Below are 22,435 nucleotides of genomic sequence, written 5' to 3'. Positions count from 1 at the left end.
CTGCGAAGCGGTTCCGCTGCGGCGCGGCCAAATAGTGATAGGGCATCGTCGCGGCGGGAGTGCTAAAGCTTCACCCGCGCGGGTTGCTTTGAGGGAGATGAAGAATGGGTTCGGCTTCAGCCGTGAGCCGGAGCGTCGTCCTGGCGCTCACCATGACAGGTCTGGTCCTGCCGCCGGTGGCCTATGCCCAGCAGCAGCCGGCACCGTCGCAGAACGCTCCGATCGGTAAGCCCGGGGTCGCCTGGCCGCGGGATTTCGACGTGGGCGACAATCGCCTCGAAATCTACCAGCCCCAGATCGACAGCCTGGATGGCAACACGATCACCGGGCGCTCGGCCATTGCGCTCGGGCCGAAGAACGGATCGCCCACCTACGGCATGGTGGAATTCTCCGCCAGCGCCACCATCGACAAGGCGGCCGGGCTCGTCCATTTCGACACCATCAGCATCACCAAGGTTGAGGTGCCCACCGCCCCCGACAAGGCTGCGGCGGTGCGCCAGGCGATCCAGGAGCGCCTGCCCAAGGAGGGCCTGACCACCCCCCTGAGCCAGCTCCAGGCGAGCTATGCGGTGAACCAGCAGATCGCCAAGCTGCAGACCCAGCCGGTGGACAACACCCCCCCGCGCATCCTGTTCACGGATACGCTGACCATCCTTGTCCCTATTGCCGGCGAGCCGGTCCTGCGTCCCGTCGAGGGAGCACAGGGCTTCCAGCGGGTGATGAACACCCGCCCGCTCATGCTGCGCGACCAGGGCGGCCTCTATCATCTCCAGGCGGCGGGCGTGTGGTATGAGACCACGGCGCTCGACGGCACCTGGGTGGTGACGCCCAAGCCCTCCTCGGCGCTCCAGGCGGCGGCCAAGGCCGCGGCCAAGACCGGCAATCCCGATCCGCTGCTCGGCCAGGACGGCAAGCCCATCAGCCCGCCGCCGGCCATCATGGTCTCCACGGTGCCGACGGAGCTGATCCAGACCAACGGCCAGCCTCAATTGCTGCCGGTGCAGGGCACCCAGTTGCTGACCATGAGCAATGCGGACCATGCCGTGTTCATGGATCCGTCCAATAACGACTATTACGTGCTGATCTCGGGCCGCTGGTTCAAGGGCCGCGGCCTCCAAGGGCCGTGGGCCTTCGTGCCCCCGGACGCCCTGCCGGCGGACTTCAAGAACATCTCGCCCCACGACGCCAAGGCGAACGTCCTGGTGTCGGTCGCTGGCACGCCCGAGGCCAAGGAGGCGGCCATCGCGGCCACCATCCCGCAGACCTCCACGGTGAAGAAGTCGGCCACCGCAACCGTCTCCTACCAGGGTGCGCCCCAGTTCGTGCCGGTGGAAGGCACGCCGCTGAAATATGCGGTCAACACGCCCCTGCCGGTGATCCAGGTCTCGCCCACCGCCTACTACATGGTGTCCAACGGCGTCTGGTTCATGGCCGGCGCGCCCACCGGTCCCTGGCGGGTGGCCACCACCGTGCCGGCGGTGATCTACACCATCCCGGTGAACTCGCCGGTGCACTATGTGACCTATGTGCGGGTCTATTCCGTGCAGCCCGAAGTGGTCGTGGTGGGCTACACCCCCGGCTATATGGGCGTCATGGTCGCCCCCGGCGGCACCGTGGTCTATGGCTCCGGCTATGCCTGCAACGGCTATGTGGGGGCCACCTGGTGGTATGGCTGCCCGACCACCTATGGCTATGGCGCGGGCTTCGCGCTCGGCGCGGCAGCCGGCTTCGGCTTCGGCTTCGCGGCCGGCTGGGCCTGGGGCGCAGCGGTCGGTCCCTATTGGGGTCCCTATTGGGGCGCCGGCCCCTATGGCGGCCACTGGGGCTATGTGAACGTCAACCAGACCAACATCTATGGCCGCTGGGGCGCCAATGCCACGGTGAACCATGCCTGGGGCACCACCTGGAACGGCACCAACTGGTCCACCCGCGCCTGGGACGGCACCACCGCTCGCGGCACGGACTTCGCCGGCCGTTCCGCCGCCGCCTTCAATCCCTATACGGGCAATTATGGCGCCGCCCGCGACAACACCCGGTACAATCCCTATACCGGGGCCCGGGGCACCTCGAGCGCGAGCGTGACGGGCAATGCCTATACCGGCAATTACGACGCCAACCGCTCGTCAGCCGGCTACAATCCCACCACGGGAACGGGGCATGCCTCGTCCACCAGCGTCAGCCGCGAGAATGGCCAGGTGGACGTGGACAGCAAGGGCGTTGCAACCAACACCAAGACGGGCAATTCCGTCGCCTGGAACAACGGCAACGTCTACACCGACCGCAACGGCAACGTGTACCAGCACTCCAATGATGGCTGGAGCCGCAATACCGGAAACGGCTGGCAGTCGGTGGACCGCAACGCCGACATGAGCCAGTTCAACCGCGAGAACCAGGCCCGCAGCTGGGGCAATTATGGCGGCGACCGCTTCGGCGGAGGCGGCTTCGGCGGCGGCGGCTTTGGCGGTGATCGCTTCGGCGGCGGCGGGTTCCGGCGCTGAGCGCTTCCCATCGGTTTCGACACACGAACGGGCGCCGCGCGGCGCCCGTTTGCATTTGAGCTGGCCCCAAAGGCTCAGAAAGCGAAATAGCCGGCCAGAGCCCCCGCTGCGATCAGCAGGATGGGGTTCACCTTCGAACTCACCAACACCACGAACACCGTCACCATGATGCCGGCGCTGGCCCATCCGGTGATGGCGCCCTTGGAGATGGAGATGGCGCCCGCCAGCAGGAGGCCGATGGACACGGGCGCGAGGCCCCGCTGGATGGAATTGCGCCAGGGCCAGTGCTCCAGCCGCGTCCACATGCGCCCCACCCACAAGGTGAAGAGACCGGTCGGCAGGAAGAAGGCCAGAACCACCACCAGTGCCCCGATGGGCCCGGCCACCCATTGGCCGATGCCGGCGATCATCATCATGTTGGGGCCAGGCGCCATCTGGCCGATGGAATAAAGATGGATGAGCTGCGGGAAGGTCATCCACTTCTCGTGGTCCACCACAAGCGTCTTCATCTCGGGGAAGGCGGCCATTCCGCCGCCCACCGTCAGCAGGGACAGGTAGGCGAAGACACCGATCAGCATGGGGATCTGGTTCATTTCGTCCCCTCCCCCAACGGCTTGGCGGCGGGCCGGTACCACACGATGGCCATGGCCCCCACCACGAACAGCACCAGCAGCACCGACTGGTGCAGCACGTTCACGCCGATGACGGTCAGCGCCACGAAGATGAAATCCATGAAGCGCCCCAGCGTCTTGCGCCCGAGCTGGAAGGTGACGGACAGCACCAGCCCCACTGCCGCGGCCGAGGCGCCATGCAGGATCGCGCCCACCACATTGCCGCTATGGCCCTGGGAGGCCGCATAGGCAGCGGCCGCCGCCATCATCATCAATCCGCCCGGCAGGCAGATGGCCATCAGGGCCACGGCCGCTCCAGCGGTGCCGCGCAGCCGGTCCCCCACCAGGATGGCCATGTTGGAGGCATTGAGGCCCGGCAAGGTCTGGCAGATGGACAAAAGCTCGACGAAAGTGACGTCGTCGATCCACCGGCGCCGGTTGACGAGACCGGTGCGCAGATAGGCCACCACGCCGCCGCCGAAGCTGGTGGCGCCGATGACGAAGAAGCCCACGAAGATGTCGAGCAGCGACACCGAGCCGGGCGCCACGACAGCGGCATCGGGGACGCCCCCCGAAGGAGGGGCGCCCGGCGCTGGGGCGCCTTGAGGGGAGGCCGGGGTGTCACTCATGGCTTTGGGGCGGATTGCCCTTCAGCCGGTAGACAGCCCCCGTCTTGGTGGTGCCCAGCGAGACCCAGTCCTGCGCCTCCGTCTGCAGGGCGCAGAAGAATTCGTGGCTGCGCTCCAGTGCCCTGGTGCTCAGCTCCTCGCGGCGGAGGAAGCGCACCTGGTAGGAAAACTCGCCCACGAGCTGGTGCTGGTCGCCACGGGTGCGCCAGACCGAGACATTGCAGGGCGCCAGCATGCCCTTGCCGAAATCCAGATTGCCGAGCTGCTGGAGCACCTCCTCCACCGCCGTGCGGTTGACGAGGGAGACATGCTTGCGCCCGCTGGTCAGCACGCTGCCGAGCGGCGGGAACACCTTGACCAGCGTCGACGCGGCGGAGGGGTCGGCGACGCCGCGGGGGCGGAAGGGGAATTCCACATTGTGGGAGTAGAGCGAGCGCACCCCGCCGATGTGGCCTTTCAGGGGGAGAAGCTCCTCCTTGAACTTGATGCGGTAGCTGCCCGGAATCTGGGGCCGCACATCAAGGGCAGCGGCCGTGTCGCGGTCGGGATGCCGGAACTTGAAGACGATCTCCGGTTCGCCGACGGGGAAGCCGTCTTCATAGACGATGCGCCGGCGCAGGATGAAGTTGTTGTTGTAGAGCTTGAAGTCCTGGGTATCCAGGAACAGGACTTCGCGGATCTGGGGCCGGATGCCGCGCCCCGCCATGGGGTCGAAGTCCACGCCATACCGCTTGGCCACCTTGGCAACGATCTTGGCGAAATCGAAGAAGCTCTGCACCGATGTGAAGCGCAGGCCCTGAAGGATGATCTTCGCCTCGATATAGTGGACATCATCGAGAGGATGGCCGTCGGAATAGAAGGCCGTCTCCTTCTCCTCCGCATCCAGCGGCTGGAACTCGGCCGGGGTCGCGAGCTGCGCCTCGGCCTCTCCGGCGTGCTTTTTCTTCTTCTGGCCCTTGCCGTGCTTATCGTCCTTCATCGTGCCTCCCCGTCCCCGTCCGGGCCCCGCTCGGCTCACGTCGCTGCCATCCCGATTCCCCTCTGGCGAGGTGATGGGGTGGCGACGCATGACGCTCGCGTGACAGACGAGCATATCCGCGAGAGGCTTGCAAAGGGTGCCTTGCGTCAGGCTGTGCAGGGCCCGGCGGCGCCACCGGAGGTGGTCAGCCGCGACCCACCAGGGGCATCTTGGTTGCCATGACGGTCATGAACTGAACGTTGGCTTCCAGCGGCAAGCTGGCCATGTAGACCACGGCATCGGCCACATGGACCGGATCGATCACCGGCTCGACGCGGATGGAGCCGTCCGCCTGCGGAACGCCCGCCTTCATCTTCTGCGCCATGTCGGTGTCGGCATTGCCGATGTCGATCTGGCCGCAGGCAATGTCATAGGCCCGCCCGTCCAGCGAGGTGGACTTGGTGAGGCCCGTCATGGCGTGCTTGGTGGACGTGTAGGGCGCGGAGAAGGGGCGCGGGGCGGTGGCGGAGACCGACCCGTTATTGATGATGCGACCGCCGCGCGGGTCCTGGTCCTTCATGATGCGGAAGGCTTCCTGGGTGCACAGGAAGGGGCCGGTCAGATTGGTATCCACCACCGTGCGCCACTGCTCGTAAGTCAGCTCGTGCATGGGCACGGGCGGCGCGCCGGTTCCGGCATTGTTGAAGACAAGGTCGAGGCGGCCATAGGCCTCCTTCACGGCGGCAAACAGCGCCTTGACGGACGCGGGATCGGTGACGTCGGTGGGAAGGGCGAGAGAGGGCGCACCGTTTAGGCTCGCCACCGTCGCCTCCAACGCCTCACGCCGGCGACCGGCCAGTGCAACCGTCCAGCCGGCCTTCGCCAGCCCCTGCGCCACGGCGCGGCCCACACCGGAGCCGGCTCCGGTCACGATGGCGATCCTGGACTGGGACATGGCGCATCTCCTCGCAGCGCCGCACCTCATCCGCGCGGCGCGGGGGGCGGCTTGTTTGAACCTCGCCGGGCCATGAAGGCACACGGACGCGCGAACCCGCTGTCTCGCGGGTCCGCTCTAGGCTCTAGCGGAGATCGCATCGCGGGCGAAGGCCCAATTTCAGGCGCGGAGGGCTTTATCCACCAAGGCTCTAATCGTTTTTATCGAACCCGTACGCGAGTGTGCGCGCGATGGGGCGATGGATCAGTCCACCGCCCGCGCCGCGAGGGCTTCGAAATCGATATAGTGCCCCGCTTTGTCGCGCTTGGAGGCCAGGTAGCGCGTGTTCTCGCGGGTCTTGCGACCGAGGACCCGCTCTTCCGACACAACGTCGAGACCAGCGGATTTCAGCGCGGCGATCTTCACCGGGTTGTTGGTGAACACCTCCACCGCGCTCACCCCCAATTGGCGGAGCATCTCCGCCGCGAAGTCGAACCGGCGCTGGTCCAGGCCGAACCCGAGGACGGCATCGGCGTCATAGGTATCGAACCCGTCCGCCTGCAGCTTGTAGGCGCGCATCTTGTTGGCGATGCCATTGCCGCGGCCTTCCTGGTCCAAATAGAGCAGGATTCCGCCCGCGCCTTCCGCCATGCGGCGGACGGTGTCGCGGAGCTGGTCGCCGCAGTCGCACTTCAGGCTGCCGAACAGGTCGCCCGTCAGGCACGCCGAGTGCAGGCGCACCGGCACGGGGCGGGAGAGGTCCGGCCGGCCCACCACGATGGCCACCTGGTCGCGCAGGCCCTCGCCACCGCGGAACACCACGAACTCGGTATCCGGCGCGCCTTCCAGCGGCACGGGCGCGCGGCCAACAACGCGCAGGGATCGCGCCTGCCGTTCGCGATAGAGCTTGATGTCCAGGTCAGAGACGCGCAGCACGGACGGGAAGGCCGCAGCATCGCACGGGGCGATCACGGCCGCCGGCAGCAGCAGCGCCACGCCCAGAAGATCAAGGGCCGCAAGGTCCAGCGGAAGCGCGTCGGCGACCGGGGAGTCCAAGCGGGCGTCCAGGGACAAGGCCAGCTCCTCCACCCGCGCGGCGGCGCTGCCCGAGATGGAAACAGAGCCGGAGCTTTCACGCCGCACGCCGAGACGCGTCAAGCGCGGCCCTGGCAAGGCGAGCCGCAAGGCGCCCGGCGCGATGGCGGCAAAGGCATTGGCGACCGGCGCCTCGAAGGCTTCGGCGCCGATGGCCAGCGCCGACTGGCCGCCAGCGCACACCAGGACCGGGCGGCCGGCGCGCACTTCGGCGATGGCTCGTTCGGCGGCAACCGCCGCGCCAGCGGAACCCTGACCGAGCAGGTCGAGAACGGGGGGCCAATCTGGAAACATGGAAGCCTCGCGGGACGGGACCTTAGGTTCGGCTACCGTGACCACGCGGTCAGGCTCCGACATTGACCCATTACGACGGCGAGCAGGCAGCGGATCAGCGCCGCGTCCCATGGCCTCATCGCCTCGCCCGGTGGCTTGCACCTCGGTTTGGGATAAGGTTGGGCTCTTCAAGGACGAGCTCTTCACAGGGGACATGGGCGCCTCACACAACGCTTTAACTTGTGGAGCGGGGCGAAATGTTCAAGTCCCCGCCTGATCCGGCCGCCGGATCGAGGCCGTATCCGCTGCGGCGATCGCCGGCGGAACCCCGCATGCGCGCACCACTTTATCCGGAGACGGACATGTCCAGGTCTGAAGAACTGGGCCGCCCCGTCCCCGCTCCACAACCGCACGGAGGGCCTGGAAGTTCCAGACTTCGCGCAATGCAAGGCCAGGGCCAAGCTGATGCAGGACTATGATCCGTTTTCGGATCCTTTTGCCAGTTCTTACGATGCGGATCGCCCGGTCGTGATCGGCCAGCTCGGCCAATCGCTGGATGGACGCATCGCCACCCCTTCCGGGGACTCGAAATATATCAGCGGCAGCCATGCGCTTGACCATCTCCATCGGCTGCGCGCCGCCGCCGACGCGGTGCTGGTGGGAGTGGGTACGGTCATGGCCGACGACCCGCTTCTGAATGTGCGGCGCGTGCCGGGGCGCAATCCGGCCCGGGTGATCCTCGACCCCTCCGGCCGCGTCAATCCGCACGCCCGTTGTCTCGGAGCCGACGGCGCCCGTCGCCTGCTGGTCCGCCGTGCCGGATGCCAGGCGACCGTCCCGGCAGGCCTCGAGACGCTGGATCTTCCCGCCGATCGGGACGGGGTCCTCGCGCCCGCTGCCGTGCTCGAGGCGCTGGCGGGCGCGGGGCTGCGGCGCATCCTTTTGGAAGGGGGCCCGCGCACGCTCGCCGCCTTCATTGATGCGGCGTGCGTTGACCGGCTGCACGTGGTGGTGTCGCCCGTGATCCTCGGCTCCGGCCGCACGGGCCTTGACCTGCGCCCCATCGCCTCCCTGCGTGCCGCCATGCGCCCGGCCACCCGCCGCGCCGTGTTCCCGGATGGCGACGTGCTCTTTGAATGCGACCTGCGCCGCTCGGGGCGCGCGGACAGCGGGATCGAATAGGAGGCGCTGGACCCGGTCGGATAAATCCAACCCGCGGGAACGTGCGTCTTTGTTTCGCGACACTTAACGGAAGGGCACACTGGGTGCGCCCTCCGCGACAGACGGACGCGATCCAGGAGAACGGACATGCCCGCAGCCGTGACCCCTTATTCCGCCCCAGCCCGCTGGATCCACTGGCTCACCGCCCTTGCGATCCTCACCGTCATTCCCGCCGGCCTCGTCATGATGCGCCTGCCCTCGGGACCGGCGCAGGACCAGTTGTTCGACCTGCACAAGTCGGTTGGCTTCCTCATCCTGTGTCTGGCCGTGCTGCGGGTGGCGGTGCGGCTCGCCTACGGGGCTCCGCCCCCGGTGCCAAACCAGCCGCGCTGGCAGCGCGCGACCTCCAACGCGGTGCACCACGCGCTCTATCTGCTGATCTTCGTCATGCCCCTGCTGGGATGGGCGGGCTCCAACGCCTATGGAGCGCCCGTCTCCGTCTTCGGCCTGTTCACCCTGCCGGACCTGGTGGCGAAGAACGAGGCGCTGTCCGACCGGCTGAACGGCGCCCACCAGGCCCTGGGCTATGTCACTGCGGGGCTGGTGAGCCTGCACATCCTCGCCGGCCTCTGGCATGGCATCGTGAAGCGCGACGGCGTTCTCTCTCGCATGATCCCAGCGCTTAGCCGCCGGTGATCCTGGTCCCGGGCGGGACCGCCAGAAGGTCGAGATGTCCGATGACGCAACCAGCCTGAGCGCGGGCTTGCGCCCAGGCCCGGGCTTCCTGCGGCGGCACCGTCCCCGCCTCCACCGCCGCCGCAGCGGTGCCTTCGGCAAGCGCGGGAATGAGCGGGTCGCCGGGCGCCAGCTGCCAGGGGCTCGGCGCCCACTCCACCCCATAGCCGGCTTCAGCGAAAGCGGCTTCCAGAGCCGCGCTCGCCCCGTTGCCCGCCGCCGGCCCAAAGCCCTTGTCCCGGCCCTGATGGGCGCGGAACGCCGCAGCAATGTCCGCGTCGCGGGGATGGGGCGGGTCCCAGGCGTCCGCGCCATCGCAGGTCAGCACGGTGTAGAAAGCCGCACCGTCCCGTGCCACTTCCGCAACAAAGCGCGAGATCCAGTCGACGGAGGCCAGGTCGAAAAAGGCGGATGCTGTCACCAAATGCGGCGCGCCCACCCGCACCAGATCGGGCTGCGCCGCCAAGTCGCCCACGCGGCAGGCGACGCGAATGCGCCGGCCCGCCTTGTGAAGCACCAGGCACTCGCCATCATCCTCCGCCTGCTCCGCCCAAGCCGACAATTCCGCGCACGCCGCGCGCAGAAGGTCCGCGTCGTGGTCGAGCAAGGTCCAGTCCTGGCGCGGACCGAACAGTTCCGCGCTGGCGCGCAGGTTGGAGCCGGTTCCGGCGCCCAGATCGGTGATGCGGATGGGGTCGTGCGCCGCCATCAGGTCCGCCAGGCGGGCGGCGAGGGGCGCATTGCGCGCGGCGCGGTCGGCAGCTTCACGCAGGCCGAGCCAGTGGGCCGAAAATCCGCTCATACCGGTTCTCGCGCGCACGCATGGGCCTTGGCCAAGGCGCCGGCTATGGCGCGAGCCGTGTCCTGCCAGTCGGGAAGCGCGCGCCCTGCCTCGAACGCTGCATCCGCCAGCTGGCGGCGGGCCATGCGATCGGCAAGGAGCGGGCGCAGCGCCTGCGCCAGCGCATCGGCATCCCCCGGCGGCACCTTTCGTCCGGCACCGTCCGGCACCGTTTCCGCCGCCGCCCCCCCGGTGGTGCACACCAAGGGGAGGCCGCGGCGCAGGGCCTCGGCCAGCACCATGCCGTAGCCTTCATAAAGCGAGGGATGGACGAACAGGTCCGCCCGCCCATAGGCCGCTTCGAGATCCTGCGGCGATAAGGCCCCCCGCAGTTGAATGCGATCGCCCAGCCCCGCCTGCGCAACGGCGGCGCGCACGGCGCTCACATGTGCGGGATCGAAGCTGAGCCCGCCGATCACTTCCAGCATCCAGGGCAGGTCTTGGAGGCCAGCCAGGGCCGCCACCAGGGTCTCATAGCCCTTGCGGGGGATGACTGATCCCACCGCGAGCAGCCGGGGCGGGTCGCCATCCGCGCTCACGCGGGGGGCAGGGCTTGTACCCGGGAGCGCCACAGTCATCCGGGCGGGATCGACGCCATAATCGGCCACGAGCGTGCGCCCCGTGCCGGGGCTGGTGCAGACCACCTGCCCGCAGGTGGCGAGCACCGCGCGCTCATTGGCGGCGAAATGCGCGTGCTGCGGCTCCTCAAGCCCCGCTTCCAGCGCCAGGGGATGGTGCACCAGCGCCACCTTGGCGTGAGGCAGGCGCGCCATGTCGGCCGGCGGCAGGGCACCAAGGGCGAGGCCATCGATCAGGAGCACGTGATCGGCGGGCACGCGCTCCAGCAGGTCCAGTGCAGCGCGGACCTGCCGGGGCCCGGGAAAGGGAAAGCCGGACGGCAGCGAAAGCGGGACAATGTCCACGCCCACCCCCGGCAAGGCGGCGATCACCGCCCGGTCATAGGCATAGCCGCCCGTCGGGGTGGACAGGTCACCGGGAAAGGCCAGCACCGCGGCAAGCGTCATGGCACATCGCCTTCGAACCAGGCCCGGGCCACGTGGGATTCATGCAGCGTCACCTTGAGGCGGGTGATGGCGGTCTCCCCCAGGGTCCCCGAGCGTACGGCATCCGCCATGCCATCGAAGATGTGGCGGCACAGCACCTCGGTGGTGCTGTTGCGCCCGGCGAAGGCGGGAAGGTCGTCGAGATTGCGATAGGCAAGCGGCGCCAGCACCGCCTTCAGGGCCTCATGGGCGAGGCCAATATCCACCACGATGCCATCCTCGGTGAGCTCTGGCGCCAGGAAGGCCACGTCGACCACGAAGGTGGCGCCATGCAGACCCTGCGCGGGACCGAAGACCGCGCCCTTGAAACTGTGAGCCACCATGATGTGGTCACGCACTTCCACCGCAAACATGTCTTGCTCCGATCAGCGCTCAATAGCGGACCACAGTGGCCACGGCGTCCGGGGCGCCATTGAGAATGGCATCCATACGTTCGGGAAGGTGGGAGAAGTTCACTTCATGGGTGATGAGCGCGTCGAGGCGCTCGTCCCCCAGCAGCTCCAGCGCCTTTGCCAGCCTCCGGCGGCGGCTCCAGCGGGGCCGGCGTTCCATGGGCACCGCGCCAACCTGGGAGGAGACGAGGCGAAGCCGCTTGGCGTGAAAAGGGCCGCCCAGGCCCACGGTAACGGTGGCGTCGCCATACCAGCTTGCCTCCACCAACGTGGCCTCGGTGGCGCAGCAGGAGAGCGCCGTCTCCAGCCCCGCGGCCGTGGCGCTGGCATGGATGACCACGTCCGCCTCCGCCACCTGGGCCGCGTTTTCCCGATACTGGGCGCCAAAACGCTCCACCAGGGCGCGCCGGCCGGGATTGGGATCGATGGCCGTGACCTCCGTGCCCGGCAGGCGGGCGGCCAGATAGGTCACGAGCAGGCCCACCAAACCGGCGCCGACGATCACGATCCTGTCACCAGCGCCTGCCCCGCTGTCCCAAAGCGTGTTGAGCGCCGTTTCCATATTGGCGGCCAGCGTGGCGCGCCGGAGCGGCAGATGCTCGGGTATGACGGTCACGGCATCAAGCCCGGCCAGAAAGCGGTCCTGATGGGGATGGAAGGCGAACACATGCCGGCCCACCAGCCGGGCGGGGCCGGCGATCACCTCGCCGACCGAGCAATAGCCATATTTTACAGGGAAGGGGAATTCGCCCACCTGCATGGGAGATCGCATGCGCTCCCGATGGCAGGGATCGGTGAGTCCGGAAAAAACGAGCCGCTCGGTGCCCCGGCTGATGGCGCTCCAGGCGGCCGCCACCAGCACCTCGTCGCCCGCCGGCGTGGGGAGCGCCTCCCGCTCCAGGCGCACGGTGTGGGGAGCGGCGTACCACAGGGCGGTCGCTTCGGCTTGAGCGTGGCATTTTGCCACAGATTTCATCTCCATCGATCCGACCCCGTATTAGCAACCGACCCGCGCCACCCCGAGCCAAAGTCCAGCCCCATGCTCCTGCGTACCCTTCCTGATCCGGTGCCCGCATCCGCGGCGGCCGTTCTGCGCGGCCGGCGTCTCGCGGTGCTCGGCGCCAACCTTGCCACGCTCGCCGCCGTGGCACTGGCGGGGGGCTGGGCGGCCTCCTCGGCGGGATGGCGCGCGGTCGACATCGTGCTGCTCCTCTGCGTCCTGGCAGCAACGCCGTGGAACGCCATCGGTTTCTGGAATTCGGCAATTGGCTTCTGGCTTCTTCACGTCAAGCGGCATGGCCTGCCGTCCGCCGCCCCATTCCTCGCCGGTGTCAAAGACAAGCCGGTGACCATGCGTACTGCCATTTTAATGACGCTCCGCAATGAAGATCCCGAGCGCGCCATTTCACGTCTGCGTGCGGTCAAGGCTGAGCTGGACGACAGCCCCTACGGCGGTGCGTTCGAATATTTCGTTCTCTCCGACACCTCCCTGCCGGACATTGCCCAGGCGGAAGAGGCAGCCATGACCGCCTGGCGCGCGATGGAAGGCGGGGTCGGGCTTCACTATCGTCGCCGCAACGACAATGAGGGCTTCAAGGCCGGCAATGTGCGGGACTTCTGCCGGACCCATGGCGCCCATTTCGAGGCCATGCTGCCGCTGGATGCGGACAGCCTGATGGGCGCATCCACCATCCTCTCCATGGTGCGGATCATGCAGTCCCATCCGCGGCTCGGCATTCTTCAGAGCCTGGTCGTGGGCCTGCCGTCGCAGAGCGCCTTTGCCCGCCTGTTCCAGTTCGGCATGCGCCACGGCATGCGCTGCTACACGCTCGGCTCCGCCTGGTGGGGCGGGGATTGCGGACCCTATTGGGGTCACAATGCGCTGGTGCGCATCGCGCCCTTCGCCGCCCATTGCCACCTGCCGGTGCTGCCGGGCGCGGCGCCCTTGGGAGGTCCGATCCTCTCCCACGACCAGGTGGAGGCGGTGCTCATGCGCGCCGCCGGCTACGAGGTGCGGGTGCTGCCGGTGGAAAGCGAAAGCTACGAGGAAAACCCGCCCACCTTGCCGGAATTCGTGCGCCGGGACCTGCGCTGGTGCATGGGCAATCTGCAATATATCCGCCTCATTGGAACGCCCGGCTTGCTTCCCGCCGGTTTGCCCGCCACCAGCCGCTTTCAGCTCATCTGGGCGATCCTGATGTTCGCCACCCAGCCGGCCGTTCCCCTCGCCTTGCTGCTGCTGCCGCTCGCCGCATGGGGGGCGCCGCCTTTGGCCGCCGCCATTGCGGCCGGGCTCTATGGTGCGATCTTCCTCTTCTCCCTGGCCCCCAAGCTGTTCGGACTGGCGGACGTGGCGCTCTCGCCCGGAGGGGCGGCGCGCTATGGCGGCCCCCTGCGCTTTGCCGTCTCGGCTGTCAGCGAGATCGTCTTCTCGCTTCTGCTCGGAGCCATTACCAGCCTGTCTGTGACCGGCCTCCTCTTCCGCATGGTGCTGGGACGGGCGCGGGCCGGATGGAACGGCCAGGCGCGAGATCCGCACCGGGTCGCCTGGAGCGAGGCCGCCGCCGCGCTCTGGCCGGTGACGGCGTATGGCCTCGTTGCGGGTGCAGGCGCGGCCGCCATCTCGCCCCTCCTGCTCGCCTATGTGACGCCGCTTCTGGCTGGCTGCTGGCTGGCCATTCCCTTCGCTGTGCTCTCCGCCGACCCCCGCCTTGGCCGATTCATGGTCCGCACCGGCCTGTGCGCCCTGCCCGAGGAAGCCGAGCCGCCCGCCATCCTCACCCGTCTTACGGACGGAGAGCCCGAGCGGCCGGCCCAGGCGGCGTGACCGCTCCCGGCCAGGATCACGGCACGGGTTGATGCTCGCGCTGATAGAAGAGGAGATCCAGCGTGGGCGCCGCGTCGCGGCCGCCGATGACCGTGAGCAGGCAATGCATCTGGCCGCGATGATGGGTCTGATGGTTGAAGAAGTGATCGAGCGCGGCCGCCACCGTCTGCGTCATCTCTTCGCCCGTCACCAGGGTGAAGGTGATCTCGGTGAGGAGATCGTCGAGAGTGAGTGCCTTCACGAAGGCGCGGACGCGGGTGTCTTCCGCCGCGCGGGCCATGCGCAGGGCAGCGAGGTCGTCAAACAGGATGTGGTCCAGCGACGGCGGGCGGCAGCCAAGCCCCATAAAGCGGTCCATCCAGATGCGGTCCACCACCAGCAAGTGGTTCAAGGTGCGGTGGATGGAGCCGAAATAGGCCCCCTTGTCCGCCCGGTAATCGGCATCAGAGAGGCGGGCGGCGGCCGCGTAGAGGCGGGCATTGGCCCATTCATTATAGGCGGCGAGCACGTCGTAGGAGCGATGCAGCATGGTCGACCGATGGCATGAGGCGTGAGCCGTGATGGCGCACAGGACCATTGCCCGATCCCATCGGTCAACCGGGAGGATGGCGCCCGGCCCGAGAAATCCCGTCCCGCGTCCCTATCGCATCACATAGACGGTCGCCCCGACCTTGACGCGGTTGTAGAGGTCGACGACGTCGTCATTGGTCATGCGGATGCAGCCGGAAGACACCGCCTGGCCGATGGTCTCGGGTTCATTGGAGCCGTGAATGCGATAGAGGCTGGAGCCCAGATACATGGCGCGGGCACCCAGCGGATTGTCGATGCCGCCGGGCATGTAGCGCGGCAGGTCCGGGCGCCGCTTCAGCATCTGCGCCGGGGGCACCCAGGACGGCCATTCCTTCTTGGCGCTCACCACCTTGACCCCCGACCATTGGAAGCCCTCGCGCCCGACGCCGATGCCGTATTGGATCGCCTGCCCCGGCTGGGTGATGTAATAGAGCCGACGCGTGGAGGTATTCACCACGACGGAACCGGCTTTGTATTTCGGATCGAACGCGACGACCTGCCGCGGAATGGGCGATGTGCCCGCCGTGACGCCGGAAAAGCCGCCGCCGAACAGGGCCGCAAAGCCGAAAATGTCGGCCCGGTCATCGGCGGTGGCGGATGAGGTGAAAGGCGCCGCCAGCGGGACGGCAAGGAGGCATGAAACAAGGGCGGCGTACGCAACCGATTTGACGCTCATGATGTCACCTGTGCATCTGACGCAACGTCGTCTGCCGGCCCGGTCAGCGCCCGGTGCCAGCCCCCCGGCCTCAATGGGGCCGCAAATCGCGACCGCCCGCAACCAGATTGTTTCGAAACATGGACTTACGCACGCGGCTGTGACGTGTGCTCGCTGGGCGGCTCGCCGGCAGCCCTCCCAGACGGGAGGCTCAGTTCGGTCCGCGGGCCCGGCTCGAGCGCGGGAACGGCCTCTACCCGGTTGCGCCCGCTGGATTTGGCCTTGTAGAGGGCCGCGTCGGCCAACACGAACAGGTCGTCCTTCTCCATCTTGCCGCTGGGCACGACGCAGGCGACCCCCACACTCACGGTGACCCGCACGGCCGCGCCATGGTCGAGCGCCAGTTCGGAACGCTCCACCTTCGCGCGGATGGCCTGCGCAATGGCCGCCGCCCCTTCGATGCGGGTCTCCGGCAGGATGATGGCGAATTCCTCGCCGCCATAGCGCGCGCTCACATCGGCCGGCCGGCGCACCACCCGCTCGATCTTCTGGCCGATCATCTTGAGCACCTGGTCGCCCACCTTGTGGCCGTGGCTGTCATTGACCGCCTTGAAGCGGTCCGCATCCACCAGAAGCAGGCTGATGGGCGCCCCGTTTCGGGCGCAGCGGCGCCATTCCTGGTCGAACCGACGGTCGAATTCGCGACGGTTGAAAAGGCCAGTCAGCGTGTCGGTGGCAGCGGCGGTGGTGAGCATGTGCTCCAGTTCAAAGCTGCGCCGAAGCACCGCCTGGAACCGCACGAAAAGGATGAGAATGGCAAGGCACATGCCGATCAGGACCCCTCCGGTCAGCAAAGCGCGCAGCCGCCAGGGGGCGAGCACCTCGCCGGGCGCGAAGGCGACCGACAGGTAAAGAGGGTAGGTCCCGATCTGCCGGGAGAGATAATGCCGCTCCACCCCGTCCACCGTCGCCGTACCGGTGAAGGAGGCGTCTCCCTGACGGATCCGCTTGAAGGTCGCGCTGCGCGACATATCAAGGCCGGCATTGCCCTTGCCATCGGTGGCCGGGCTGCGCATCACCATGATGCCGTCGGTCGAGAAGATGGCAATAATGCCCCGCTGGCCCAGGCTCACGCCCGCAAACAGGGTGCGGAAAAACGCGGAGCGCAGCGTGGCAGCGGCGACCCCCTCGAAGGTGCCTTCCACATCGGAGATCCGCCGGGACAGGACGATCACCTCCTCCGCGGGCCCGAGCCCCGACTTCAAGGGCCGGCTGATGAACAGACCCGCATCGCGCTCGCGCTGAACCAGGAAATAGTCCCGCTCAGACGCGTTGAAATAGCGCGGCTCGATAGATTTGGAATCGAAGCGGATGGTCCCGTCCGCGTTGAGGACGAGGATGGAGCTTACATATTCCGCCGTGTCGGCGGTGTTGAACAACAGCAGCTGGCGCACCGGTGCCGGCAAGGTCTCAAGATCGGGGAGGGCTATCGCATGCTGTATCCCGCGCAGGGACGCGTCGAGCACATTCAGGTTGCGCTCCACCGCAACGCTTAGGGAGTTGAGGACGCTTTCCGAGGTGCGTTGAGCATTTTCCAGGGCTTGGGTTCGCCCTTGCCAGAGAGAGGCCGCCTCCAGGATCAGGATGATGACCAGCATGAGGGCGAGGGCAAAGGTGGCCCATCCACTGGCCGCGGCGTGCCGCGTCAAACGGAACATGCCGGCCTCATCCCGATCCCCGACTGCATGCGTCTTCCTGTTTCCGCCCGCGCCACGAACGGTACTCCCTTCTCGTCGAACCTGGAGCGGAAGGTCGCTGGAGTCCAGATGCTTCCGTTTCCAATAGCCGCCCTCCTGCGCCTTGCGTGCCATGAGTGAGAAGGTGGTCGTGGGCGTTCAGTGTTCCAGCTGCGTCTGCATGCCGGATTCACGCGCCGGTCCAGTGGGGGGCTGCCTGCTCACACGGCGCTTTCGTATCGGGTTACGGCCCTCTAAAGTCGTCAGCGTCCACAAGCGAACCGTAATCCGCCGGGTCAATGCACAGTCTTAACGCCCTCATGGCATACGCGCAGGATGCGCTCGGCTTGGAGCCGGACACGATCATGTTTGCGATACCGCTTGGCGTGCTGGCTCTGGCCTCCATCGTGCTGGCTCTCTCTTGGCGGATGATGCGCGTTCTCGGCCAGCCGCCCTCGCAGGACCCCTGAACTCAGGCCCGCGCGCCAGGCGACCCCGGTCAGAAGCCCCAGCGTCGCCAGCCCAGTTCGGGATCGATGCAGGTATAGCCGATGAAGCATTGCGGGTTGTCCTTGGCGGGCACCCATTGGGGCCGTAGCGCCTGCTGCGGCATGCAGAAGCGCACGTCGGCGACATAGCGATCAAAGGTGGTGGGCGAAGTATCGAGCACCACGCCGCCCTGCTGCTGCACGAGACGCTGCGCACTGGTGCAGGTCATGCGGTAGGTGGCCGGACGTGCTGCGGCCGGAAGGATATCGAGACCCAGGATCAAGGCGACCCCGGCCGCCACGTGTACACTTCTCATGATCGACCTCCGCCCCGACCTTTGGCCCCCGACCTTTGCCCTGACCTGCGCCCTTGGACACCGCAGGAACGCACCAGGCAGCCTCTTGTATCCGTCTGGTGGCCGCCGGGCCGAAAAAGCGCTGCGGATCGCGGGACGCTCGTCTAGATTTCCCGCCATGAGCGACACGCCCCTTCCCCAAGACGCCTTCGCCCCCCGTCAGATCCGTTCCCCAGATGGCCTGAGCCTTGCCGTACGCCAACACGGCAATCCGCAGGGACGACCGGTGATCTTCATTCACGGCTATTCCCAGGCCGGCCTGTGCTGGGCACGCCAAGTGGAGGATCCCACCCTCTCCCACCTGCGCCTGGTCACCTATGACCTGCGCGGACATGGCGGCTCCGATAAGCCTCTGGACCCGGCGCATTATGCGGAGGGGCACCGCTGGGCTGGCGACGTGCGCGCCATCATGGACGGGCTCGGCCTGGACCGGCCCATCCTGGTGGGCTGGTCCTATGGCGGGCGCATTATCGGCGACTATCTGCGCGCCTATGGCTCGGCGGATCTTGGCGGCCTGGTGTTCGTGGATGCCATCACCGGCAATGAGCGCGGCTTCTACGGCTCCTGCAACCGGCTGATGAAGCAGATGACCGACCTTGAACCGGCCACCGCCATCGCGGCCACGCGCGCTTTCCTGCGCCGCTGCGTCCATGTTCCGCTCGATACCGACACGTTCGAGATCCTGCTCGCCGCCAACATGATGGTGCCGCCCCAGGTGCGCGCGGCCATGGGGCGGCCGGCGGAGTATGACGACCTGCTGGCCCGCCTCGACCGGCCGACGCTGGTGGTCCATGGCCGGGAAGACCAGGTGATCGCGCTGGCGATGGCCGAGCATATCGCGGCCCTGGTGCCCGGCGCGCAGCAGGTGATTCTCGACGAGACCGGCCATGCCCCATTCCTGGAACGGCCCGAAGCATTCAACGCACGGCTTGCGGCGTTCGTGGCGCAGACATGAGAGAAAGAGACCGGACTTAACGGGTCATCTTGCTGCGGCGGAGTTTTGGAAAGGAATGGTGGGCGATGCAGGGATTGAACCTGCGACCCCTCCCGTGTGAAGGGAGTGCTCTCCCGCTGAGCTAATCGCCCGCCGTCTGCGCCGATCGGCGAGGAGGGCCGTTTAAAGCCGCAGCCCTCCCGGTGTCAAGGGCAGGTGGAGAATTTCACCTCTCATCCACAGCCCCAGCCGCCCGCCTCACGCCCGAACACGCTCCACCAATTGGGCGAGAACCGGCACCAGTTCGTCATAATGGCCGATCAGACGGTCCGCGCCGAGTTCGGCCGCCGGCACTTCCGTATAGCCGAAGGAAACCGCCACGGAGGGCACGCCGGCCGCCTTGGCGGTGGCGATGTCGGTGGCGCTGTCCCCCACCATGGCCGCCGCCGCCAGCGAACCACCACAGGCCGTGATGGTGGACAGCAGCGGCAGCGGGTCCGGCTTGCTGCGAGCATAGGTGTCCGCGCCGGTAATCACCGTGAAGTGGCGCGTGAGGTCGAGGCGGTCGAGGAGAATCCGCGCCAGGCGCTCCAGCTTGTTGGTGCAGACCGCCAGCGTCGCGCCATCGGCGGCGAGTTGCTCCAGGGCCTCCACCATGCCCGGAAAGGGGCGCGATCCATCCGCGATATGATCGGTGTAGTAGGCCAGGAATTGCCGGACCATCTCGTCCAGTTCCTCCGGCGAGGGCGCCACCCCAACCTGCTCCAGCGCCCGCACGATCAGGTGACGCCCACCGCGGCCGATCATGTTGCGCGAGCGGTCGCGATCCACCGGCGCGACGCCGTGGCGGTGGAGGACATGGTCCAGCGCATCCAGGAGGTCGGGCGCGGTATCCACCAGCGTTCCGTCCAGATCGAAGGCGACGACGAGGGGCGCGTGGGCCATTGGGGGCATCCTTTGGGGCTCGATCCGCAGCATTGCGTCCCGATGCGACAGCTGCGCGAAGGAAAAGCGGCGGCGCGCCGTCGCATTCGCCCCTTGCCTACAATCCTGCCGCTTTTGATGTCCAGCCTCCGGCGCGATCCAGGCCGGCGCGTCGCGCCCGGCCTTCGACGGCTGAACCGGGAGGACAGGATGACGGGCAAGAGGTTGACGACGGCGGCGATCGGCGGCGGCGGCCTTCTGGCGGGCGCCCTCCTGATGGGTACTCTTGCGGGTGCGACGGCGCAGGAAACCAAGGCCGGTTTCGATTTCGGCGCTCCCCCCTCCAACCAGGCCAATCGCGTTTTCTCGGTGAACCGCGCCACCGGGGAAATGTCCGCCTGCCAGTTCGAGCGGCCGGACAGCGCGCTCGTGGGGGTGACGCGCTGCTTCGCCCGGGGCGAAGGCGCGGGGGCGCAGAAGCCGGGCAATTACCGGCTGGTGGCCACCAATTTCTCCGGCGAGACGGGCATCTTCCGCGCCAATGCGGACACCGGCGAAATGAGCATCTGCTATGTCCGCGACGTGCCCAAGGCCGGCGGCGGCACCGAGCCCGCCATCCTGTGCACCCCGGCGGCGAAGTAGCGCGCGGCTTGTCGGCGGCCTCGATCGGCGTTAGCAACGGGACGCGATGCTGGACCTTTTCCAGACATGTCTCTCCCGCGCTCTTCCGGAGTTCCGATGTCAGACGCCGAAGACCTGAAGCGCCAAGCGGCCGCCCGCGCCTTGGAGTTCGTCACCGACGGGATGAAGCTCGGGCTCGGCACCGGCTCCACGGCCAAGCACTTCGTCGACCTTCTGGCCGAGAAGGTGCGCGGCGGCCTGAACGTCGTGGGCGTGCCTACCTCGGAGCGCACGCGCGCGCAGGCCGAGAGCCTCGGTGTGCCGCTGGCGACCCTCGACACGGTGCCCGCCCTCGACCTGTGCATCGACGGCGCCGACGAGGTGGGGCCCGGCCTCGCCCTCATCAAGGGCGGCGGTGGTGCACTGCTGCGGGAGAAGATCGTCGCCAGCGCCGCACGCGAGATGCTGGTGATTGCAGATGCCTCAAAGCGGGTGGAGACGCTCGGCCGCTTCCCGTTGCCCATCGAGGTGGTGGATTTCGGCGTCCCGGCCATTTCCCGCCGCCTCGCGGAGGCCATCACCGCCGCCGGATGCGAAGGTGCGCTGGTGCTGCGCAAGACGGCGACGGGCGAGACCTTCGTCACCGACCAGGGCAATGTGATCCTCGATGCGCATCTGGAGCGCATTCCAGACCCCGCCCGCCTCGATGCCGCCATCCGCTCCGTGGTGGGCGTGGTGGAGCACGGCCTGTTCCTCGGCCTCGCGCGCCGCGTGATCCTGGCTGGCGCAAACGGCATTGAGATCCTCGAAGCCTGATCGCGCGGCCCCCGGCACCCCCTGGTACGCGCCGGGCCGCACCCTCTCAGAACCGAACGAGACCTTCCCCATGGAGATCATCATGCGTTGCTCGACCGCGGCCCGGCATATCGGCATGGGCATGCTGGCCCTGATGCTCGTGGCCGCCCCGGCGCTCGCCCAGCAGCCCGCCGCCCCGAGCCCTGCCGCCCTCCAGACCGCACGCGACCTGGTTCAGGCCAACGGCGAAGCCCATGCCTTCGACGGCGTGATCCAGAATCTGGTGGATGGAGCGGCCCTCGGCTTCCTCCAGACCAATCCCGACCTCGCCCCGCAACTGCGCGACCTGGCGACCGCCCTGCGGCCCGAATTCAACAAGCGGCAGAGCGAGATCATTGACATGCTCGCTACGTCCTACGCCACCCGCTTCACCGAGGCGGAATTGAAGGAGGCGCTGGCCTTCTACAAGTCCCCCGTGGGCCAGAAGCTGGTGACGGATCGTCCGGCCATCGTGCAGCAGGCTGTCCAGAACATTCAGGCCTGGGCTGCCAAGCTGAACAACGAAGTAATGGACCGCATCCGCTCGGAAATGAAGAAGAAGGGCTACGATCTCTGATCGCGCTTGACCGCGAAGGGGCTTGCGCCCCTTCGCGCCGGGCGCTCACGACTTGTGGATGGGATCGATCCACTTGACCTCGCTCGGCTTTTCCACCGGCTCGATGTCCAGATTGACCACGACAGGCTCCTGGCCCGAGCGCACCAGGACGCATTCGAGAACCTCGTCGGGGGAGGCATTGATCTCCTGGTGGGGCACATAGGGCGGCACATAGATGAAGTCGCCCGGCCCCGCTTCCGCGGTATATTCCAGCTTCTCGCCCCACCGCATGCGCGCCTTGCCTTTCACCACGAAGATCACACTTTCCAGGTCGCCATGATGGTGCGCCCCCGTCTTCGCATCGGGGTGGATGTGCACGGTGCCCGCCCACAGCTTCTCGGCGCCCGCACGTGCATGGTTGATGGCTGTGGCCCGGTTCATGCCCGGCGTCTGCGCCGTATTGGGATCCAGCTGATCCCCCCGGATCACCTTCACGCCGGTGTCGCGCCAGTCGATGGGGGCGTGGTCGTGAGGATGGTCGTGGCTGTGGCTCATCTTGGGCTCCCGGTGCGGCGCTCGGCTCCAGCTGCTTCGCCGCTTGAGCCGGCAGGCTAGATCGCCGCGCCGGCCCGCGAAAGGGGTGGCCGCAGCGCCATCGTCGCCGGCGAACTTGGCCGACGCCCGCAAGGGGGACGGCGCATTCGCCCTTCCCTCCAGCCGCGCGGCGCTCTAGAACGGCCCCA

Annotated in this window: 23 protein-coding genes and 1 tRNA gene; 8 read left to right on the top strand and 16 right to left on the bottom strand. The window is 67.6% G+C overall.

The annotated features are described in order from the left end of the window. The first annotated feature begins 104 nt into the window (after window positions 1-104). Window positions 105-2,498, top strand: coding sequence for a carbohydrate-binding family V/XII (locus PV781_RS11970; RefSeq protein WP_274775860.1), 2,394 nt, complete (start codon window positions 105-107; stop codon window positions 2,496-2,498). A gap of 74 nt (window positions 2,499-2,572) precedes the next feature. Here the strand turns inward: PV781_RS11970 and PV781_RS11965 are convergent, their stop codons facing one another. The 5 genes from PV781_RS11965 to ribA form a co-directional block, all read right to left on the bottom strand. Further along, window positions 2,573-3,091 carry a chromate transporter gene (locus PV781_RS11965; protein WP_274775859.1) on the bottom strand — a complete coding sequence of 173 codons (519 nt, stop codon included), beginning with the start codon at window positions 3,089-3,091 and terminating at the stop codon, window positions 2,573-2,575. Beyond that, on the bottom strand, window positions 3,088-3,738 hold the full coding sequence (locus tag PV781_RS11960; RefSeq protein ID WP_274775858.1) for a chromate transporter: 651 nt from the start codon (window positions 3,736-3,738) through the stop codon (window positions 3,088-3,090). The genes PV781_RS11965 and PV781_RS11960 overlap by 4 nt, the downstream gene beginning before the upstream one ends. Beyond that, the gene (locus tag PV781_RS11955; RefSeq protein ID WP_274775857.1) at window positions 3,731-4,717 is read right to left on the bottom strand and encodes a hypothetical protein; all 987 of its coding nucleotides are present in this window, start codon (window positions 4,715-4,717) and stop codon (window positions 3,731-3,733) included. The genes PV781_RS11960 and PV781_RS11955 overlap by 8 nt, the downstream gene beginning before the upstream one ends. A 184-nt stretch (window positions 4,718-4,901) precedes the next feature. Next, the gene (locus PV781_RS11950) at window positions 4,902-5,651 is read right to left on the bottom strand and encodes an SDR family oxidoreductase (RefSeq protein ID WP_274775856.1); all 750 of its coding nucleotides are present in this window, start codon (window positions 5,649-5,651) and stop codon (window positions 4,902-4,904) included. Window positions 5,652-5,894: 243 nt separating this feature from the next. Continuing rightward, window positions 5,895-7,019 carry a GTP cyclohydrolase II RibA gene (gene ribA / locus PV781_RS11945; protein ID WP_274775855.1) on the bottom strand — a complete coding sequence of 375 codons (1,125 nt, stop codon included), beginning with the start codon at window positions 7,017-7,019 and terminating at the stop codon, window positions 5,895-5,897. Between the two features lie 444 nt (window positions 7,020-7,463). Here ribA and PV781_RS11940 point away from each other — a divergent pair, with 444 nt between their 5' ends. Continuing rightward, complete coding sequence (locus PV781_RS11940) at window positions 7,464-8,180, top strand: RibD family protein (protein ID WP_274775854.1); 717 nt, start codon at window positions 7,464-7,466, stop codon at window positions 8,178-8,180. A gap of 126 nt (window positions 8,181-8,306) precedes the next feature. Then, on the top strand, window positions 8,307-8,855 hold the full coding sequence (locus PV781_RS11935; RefSeq protein WP_274775853.1) for a cytochrome b: 549 nt from the start codon (window positions 8,307-8,309) through the stop codon (window positions 8,853-8,855). Here the strand turns inward: PV781_RS11935 and PV781_RS11930 are convergent. The 4 genes from PV781_RS11930 to PV781_RS11915 are packed head-to-tail and all read right to left on the bottom strand — an operon-like array spanning window position 8,842 to window position 12,167. Then, window positions 8,842-9,696 (bottom strand): SAM-dependent methyltransferase, encoded by an 855-nt coding sequence (locus PV781_RS11930; RefSeq protein WP_274775852.1) that lies wholly within the window; start codon window positions 9,694-9,696, stop codon window positions 8,842-8,844. The two genes, PV781_RS11935 and PV781_RS11930, sit on opposite strands and share 14 nt — an antisense overlap. Further along, the gene (locus PV781_RS11925) at window positions 9,693-10,760 is read right to left on the bottom strand and encodes a glycosyltransferase family 4 protein (RefSeq protein WP_274775851.1); all 1,068 of its coding nucleotides are present in this window, start codon (window positions 10,758-10,760) and stop codon (window positions 9,693-9,695) included. Before PV781_RS11925 ends, PV781_RS11930 begins: the two co-directional genes overlap by 4 nt. Beyond that, window positions 10,757-11,152 carry a 6-pyruvoyl trahydropterin synthase family protein gene (locus PV781_RS11920; RefSeq protein ID WP_274775850.1) on the bottom strand — a complete coding sequence of 132 codons (396 nt, stop codon included), beginning with the start codon at window positions 11,150-11,152 and terminating at the stop codon, window positions 10,757-10,759. Before PV781_RS11920 ends, PV781_RS11925 begins: the two co-directional genes overlap by 4 nt. A gap of 19 nt (window positions 11,153-11,171) precedes the next feature. Next, window positions 11,172-12,167, bottom strand: a complete 996-nt coding sequence (locus PV781_RS11915; protein ID WP_274775849.1) for a zinc-dependent alcohol dehydrogenase — start codon at window positions 12,165-12,167, stop codon at window positions 11,172-11,174. A gap of 63 nt (window positions 12,168-12,230) precedes the next feature. Between PV781_RS11915 and mdoH the strand changes: the two genes are divergently transcribed. Beyond that, on the top strand, window positions 12,231-14,018 hold the full coding sequence (gene mdoH, locus PV781_RS11910) for a glucans biosynthesis glucosyltransferase MdoH (protein WP_274775848.1): 1,788 nt from the start codon (window positions 12,231-12,233) through the stop codon (window positions 14,016-14,018). Between the two features lie 16 nt (window positions 14,019-14,034). Here mdoH and PV781_RS11905 read toward each other — a convergent pair whose 3' ends face one another. From PV781_RS11905 to PV781_RS11890, 4 genes are all read right to left on the bottom strand, one after another. Beyond that, window positions 14,035-14,544, bottom strand: coding sequence for a DinB family protein (locus PV781_RS11905; RefSeq protein ID WP_274776151.1), 510 nt, complete (start codon window positions 14,542-14,544; stop codon window positions 14,035-14,037). A 114-nt stretch (window positions 14,545-14,658) separates the two neighbouring features. Next, window positions 14,659-15,264 carry a L,D-transpeptidase gene (locus PV781_RS11900; RefSeq protein ID WP_274775847.1) on the bottom strand — a complete coding sequence of 202 codons (606 nt, stop codon included), beginning with the start codon at window positions 15,262-15,264 and terminating at the stop codon, window positions 14,659-14,661. A gap of 125 nt (window positions 15,265-15,389) precedes the next feature. Continuing rightward, window positions 15,390-16,961 (bottom strand): sensor domain-containing diguanylate cyclase, encoded by a 1,572-nt coding sequence (locus PV781_RS11895; protein ID WP_274775846.1) that lies wholly within the window; start codon window positions 16,959-16,961, stop codon window positions 15,390-15,392. A gap of 517 nt (window positions 16,962-17,478) precedes the next feature. Then, complete coding sequence (locus tag PV781_RS11890) at window positions 17,479-17,784, bottom strand: hypothetical protein (protein WP_274775845.1); 306 nt, start codon at window positions 17,782-17,784, stop codon at window positions 17,479-17,481. A 157-nt stretch (window positions 17,785-17,941) separates the two neighbouring features. Here PV781_RS11890 and PV781_RS11885 point away from each other — a divergent pair, with 157 nt between their 5' ends. After that, entirely contained in the window at window positions 17,942-18,778 is an 837-nt protein-coding gene (locus PV781_RS11885) for an alpha/beta fold hydrolase (RefSeq protein ID WP_274775844.1), read from the top strand. Between the two features lie 56 nt (window positions 18,779-18,834). Here the strand turns inward: PV781_RS11885 and PV781_RS11880 are convergent. Beyond that, window positions 18,835-18,909 (bottom strand) — tRNA-Val (locus PV781_RS11880). A gap of 106 nt (window positions 18,910-19,015) precedes the next feature. Next, window positions 19,016-19,702 carry a phosphoglycolate phosphatase gene (gene gph / locus PV781_RS11875; protein WP_342455447.1) on the bottom strand — a complete coding sequence of 229 codons (687 nt, stop codon included), beginning with the start codon at window positions 19,700-19,702 and terminating at the stop codon, window positions 19,016-19,018. 189 nt (window positions 19,703-19,891) lie between these two features. Here gph and PV781_RS11870 point away from each other — a divergent pair, with 189 nt between their 5' ends. From PV781_RS11870 to PV781_RS11860, 3 genes are all read left to right on the top strand, one after another. Then, the gene (locus PV781_RS11870) at window positions 19,892-20,323 is read left to right on the top strand and encodes a hypothetical protein (protein WP_274775842.1); all 432 of its coding nucleotides are present in this window, start codon (window positions 19,892-19,894) and stop codon (window positions 20,321-20,323) included. 96 nt (window positions 20,324-20,419) lie between these two features. Then, entirely contained in the window at window positions 20,420-21,118 is a 699-nt protein-coding gene (gene rpiA, locus PV781_RS11865; RefSeq protein WP_274775841.1) for a ribose-5-phosphate isomerase RpiA, read from the top strand. Between the two features lie 82 nt (window positions 21,119-21,200). Then, window positions 21,201-21,713, top strand: coding sequence for a DUF2059 domain-containing protein (locus PV781_RS11860; RefSeq protein WP_274775840.1), 513 nt, complete (start codon window positions 21,201-21,203; stop codon window positions 21,711-21,713). A gap of 45 nt (window positions 21,714-21,758) precedes the next feature. Here PV781_RS11860 and PV781_RS11855 read toward each other — a convergent pair whose 3' ends face one another. Next, window positions 21,759-22,247: a cupin domain-containing protein gene (locus tag PV781_RS11855; protein WP_274775839.1), complete on the bottom strand. Its 489-nt coding sequence runs from the start codon at window positions 22,245-22,247 to the stop codon at window positions 21,759-21,761. Window positions 22,248-22,435: the final 188 nt, after the last annotated feature.

This window comes from Aquabacter sediminis, assembly GCF_028863665.1.
In the GTDB taxonomy this organism is placed as follows: Bacteria; Pseudomonadota; Alphaproteobacteria; order Rhizobiales; family Xanthobacteraceae; genus L1I39.
This window is presented reverse-complemented; position numbering and strand designations above follow the sequence as displayed.

Excerpts from the sequence above, each read along its gene's own strand:
- PV781_RS11895 (WP_274775846.1), bottom strand. The coding sequence starts at position 16,961 with ATGTTCCGTTTGACGCGGCACGCCGCGGCCAGTGGATGGGCCACCTTT.
- rpiA (WP_274775841.1), top strand. The coding sequence starts at position 20,420 with ATGTCAGACGCCGAAGACCTGAAGCGCCAAGCGGCCGCCCGCGCCTTG.
- ribA (WP_274775855.1), bottom strand. The coding sequence starts at position 7,019 with ATGTTTCCAGATTGGCCCCCCGTTCTCGACCTGCTCGGTCAGGGTTCC.
- PV781_RS11935 (WP_274775853.1), top strand. The coding sequence starts at position 8,307 with ATGCCCGCAGCCGTGACCCCTTATTCCGCCCCAGCCCGCTGGATCCAC.
- mdoH (WP_274775848.1), top strand. The coding sequence starts at position 12,231 with ATGCTCCTGCGTACCCTTCCTGATCCGGTGCCCGCATCCGCGGCGGCC.
- PV781_RS11950 (WP_274775856.1), bottom strand. The coding sequence starts at position 5,651 with ATGTCCCAGTCCAGGATCGCCATCGTGACCGGAGCCGGCTCCGGTGTG.
- PV781_RS11930 (WP_274775852.1), bottom strand. The coding sequence starts at position 9,696 with ATGAGCGGATTTTCGGCCCACTGGCTCGGCCTGCGTGAAGCTGCCGAC.
- PV781_RS11920 (WP_274775850.1), bottom strand. The coding sequence starts at position 11,152 with ATGTTTGCGGTGGAAGTGCGTGACCACATCATGGTGGCTCACAGTTTC.
- PV781_RS11925 (WP_274775851.1), bottom strand. The coding sequence starts at position 10,760 with ATGACGCTTGCCGCGGTGCTGGCCTTTCCCGGTGACCTGTCCACCCCG.
- PV781_RS11855 (WP_274775839.1), bottom strand. The coding sequence starts at position 22,247 with ATGAGCCACAGCCACGACCATCCTCACGACCACGCCCCCATCGACTGG.
- PV781_RS11970 (WP_274775860.1), top strand. The coding sequence starts at position 105 with ATGGGTTCGGCTTCAGCCGTGAGCCGGAGCGTCGTCCTGGCGCTCACC.
- PV781_RS11955 (WP_274775857.1), bottom strand. The coding sequence starts at position 4,717 with ATGAAGGACGATAAGCACGGCAAGGGCCAGAAGAAGAAAAAGCACGCC.
- PV781_RS11890 (WP_274775845.1), bottom strand. The coding sequence starts at position 17,784 with ATGAGAAGTGTACACGTGGCGGCCGGGGTCGCCTTGATCCTGGGTCTC.
- PV781_RS11870 (WP_274775842.1), top strand. The coding sequence starts at position 19,892 with ATGACGGGCAAGAGGTTGACGACGGCGGCGATCGGCGGCGGCGGCCTT.
- gph (WP_342455447.1), bottom strand. The coding sequence starts at position 19,702 with ATGGCCCACGCGCCCCTCGTCGTCGCCTTCGATCTGGACGGAACGCTG.
- PV781_RS11960 (WP_274775858.1), bottom strand. The coding sequence starts at position 3,738 with ATGAGTGACACCCCGGCCTCCCCTCAAGGCGCCCCAGCGCCGGGCGCC.
- PV781_RS11915 (WP_274775849.1), bottom strand. The coding sequence starts at position 12,167 with ATGAAATCTGTGGCAAAATGCCACGCTCAAGCCGAAGCGACCGCCCTG.
- PV781_RS11860 (WP_274775840.1), top strand. The coding sequence starts at position 21,201 with ATGCGTTGCTCGACCGCGGCCCGGCATATCGGCATGGGCATGCTGGCC.
- PV781_RS11900 (WP_274775847.1), bottom strand. The coding sequence starts at position 15,264 with ATGAGCGTCAAATCGGTTGCGTACGCCGCCCTTGTTTCATGCCTCCTT.
- PV781_RS11940 (WP_274775854.1), top strand. The coding sequence starts at position 7,464 with ATGCAGGACTATGATCCGTTTTCGGATCCTTTTGCCAGTTCTTACGAT.
- PV781_RS11885 (WP_274775844.1), top strand. The coding sequence starts at position 17,942 with ATGAGCGACACGCCCCTTCCCCAAGACGCCTTCGCCCCCCGTCAGATC.
- PV781_RS11965 (WP_274775859.1), bottom strand. The coding sequence starts at position 3,091 with ATGAACCAGATCCCCATGCTGATCGGTGTCTTCGCCTACCTGTCCCTG.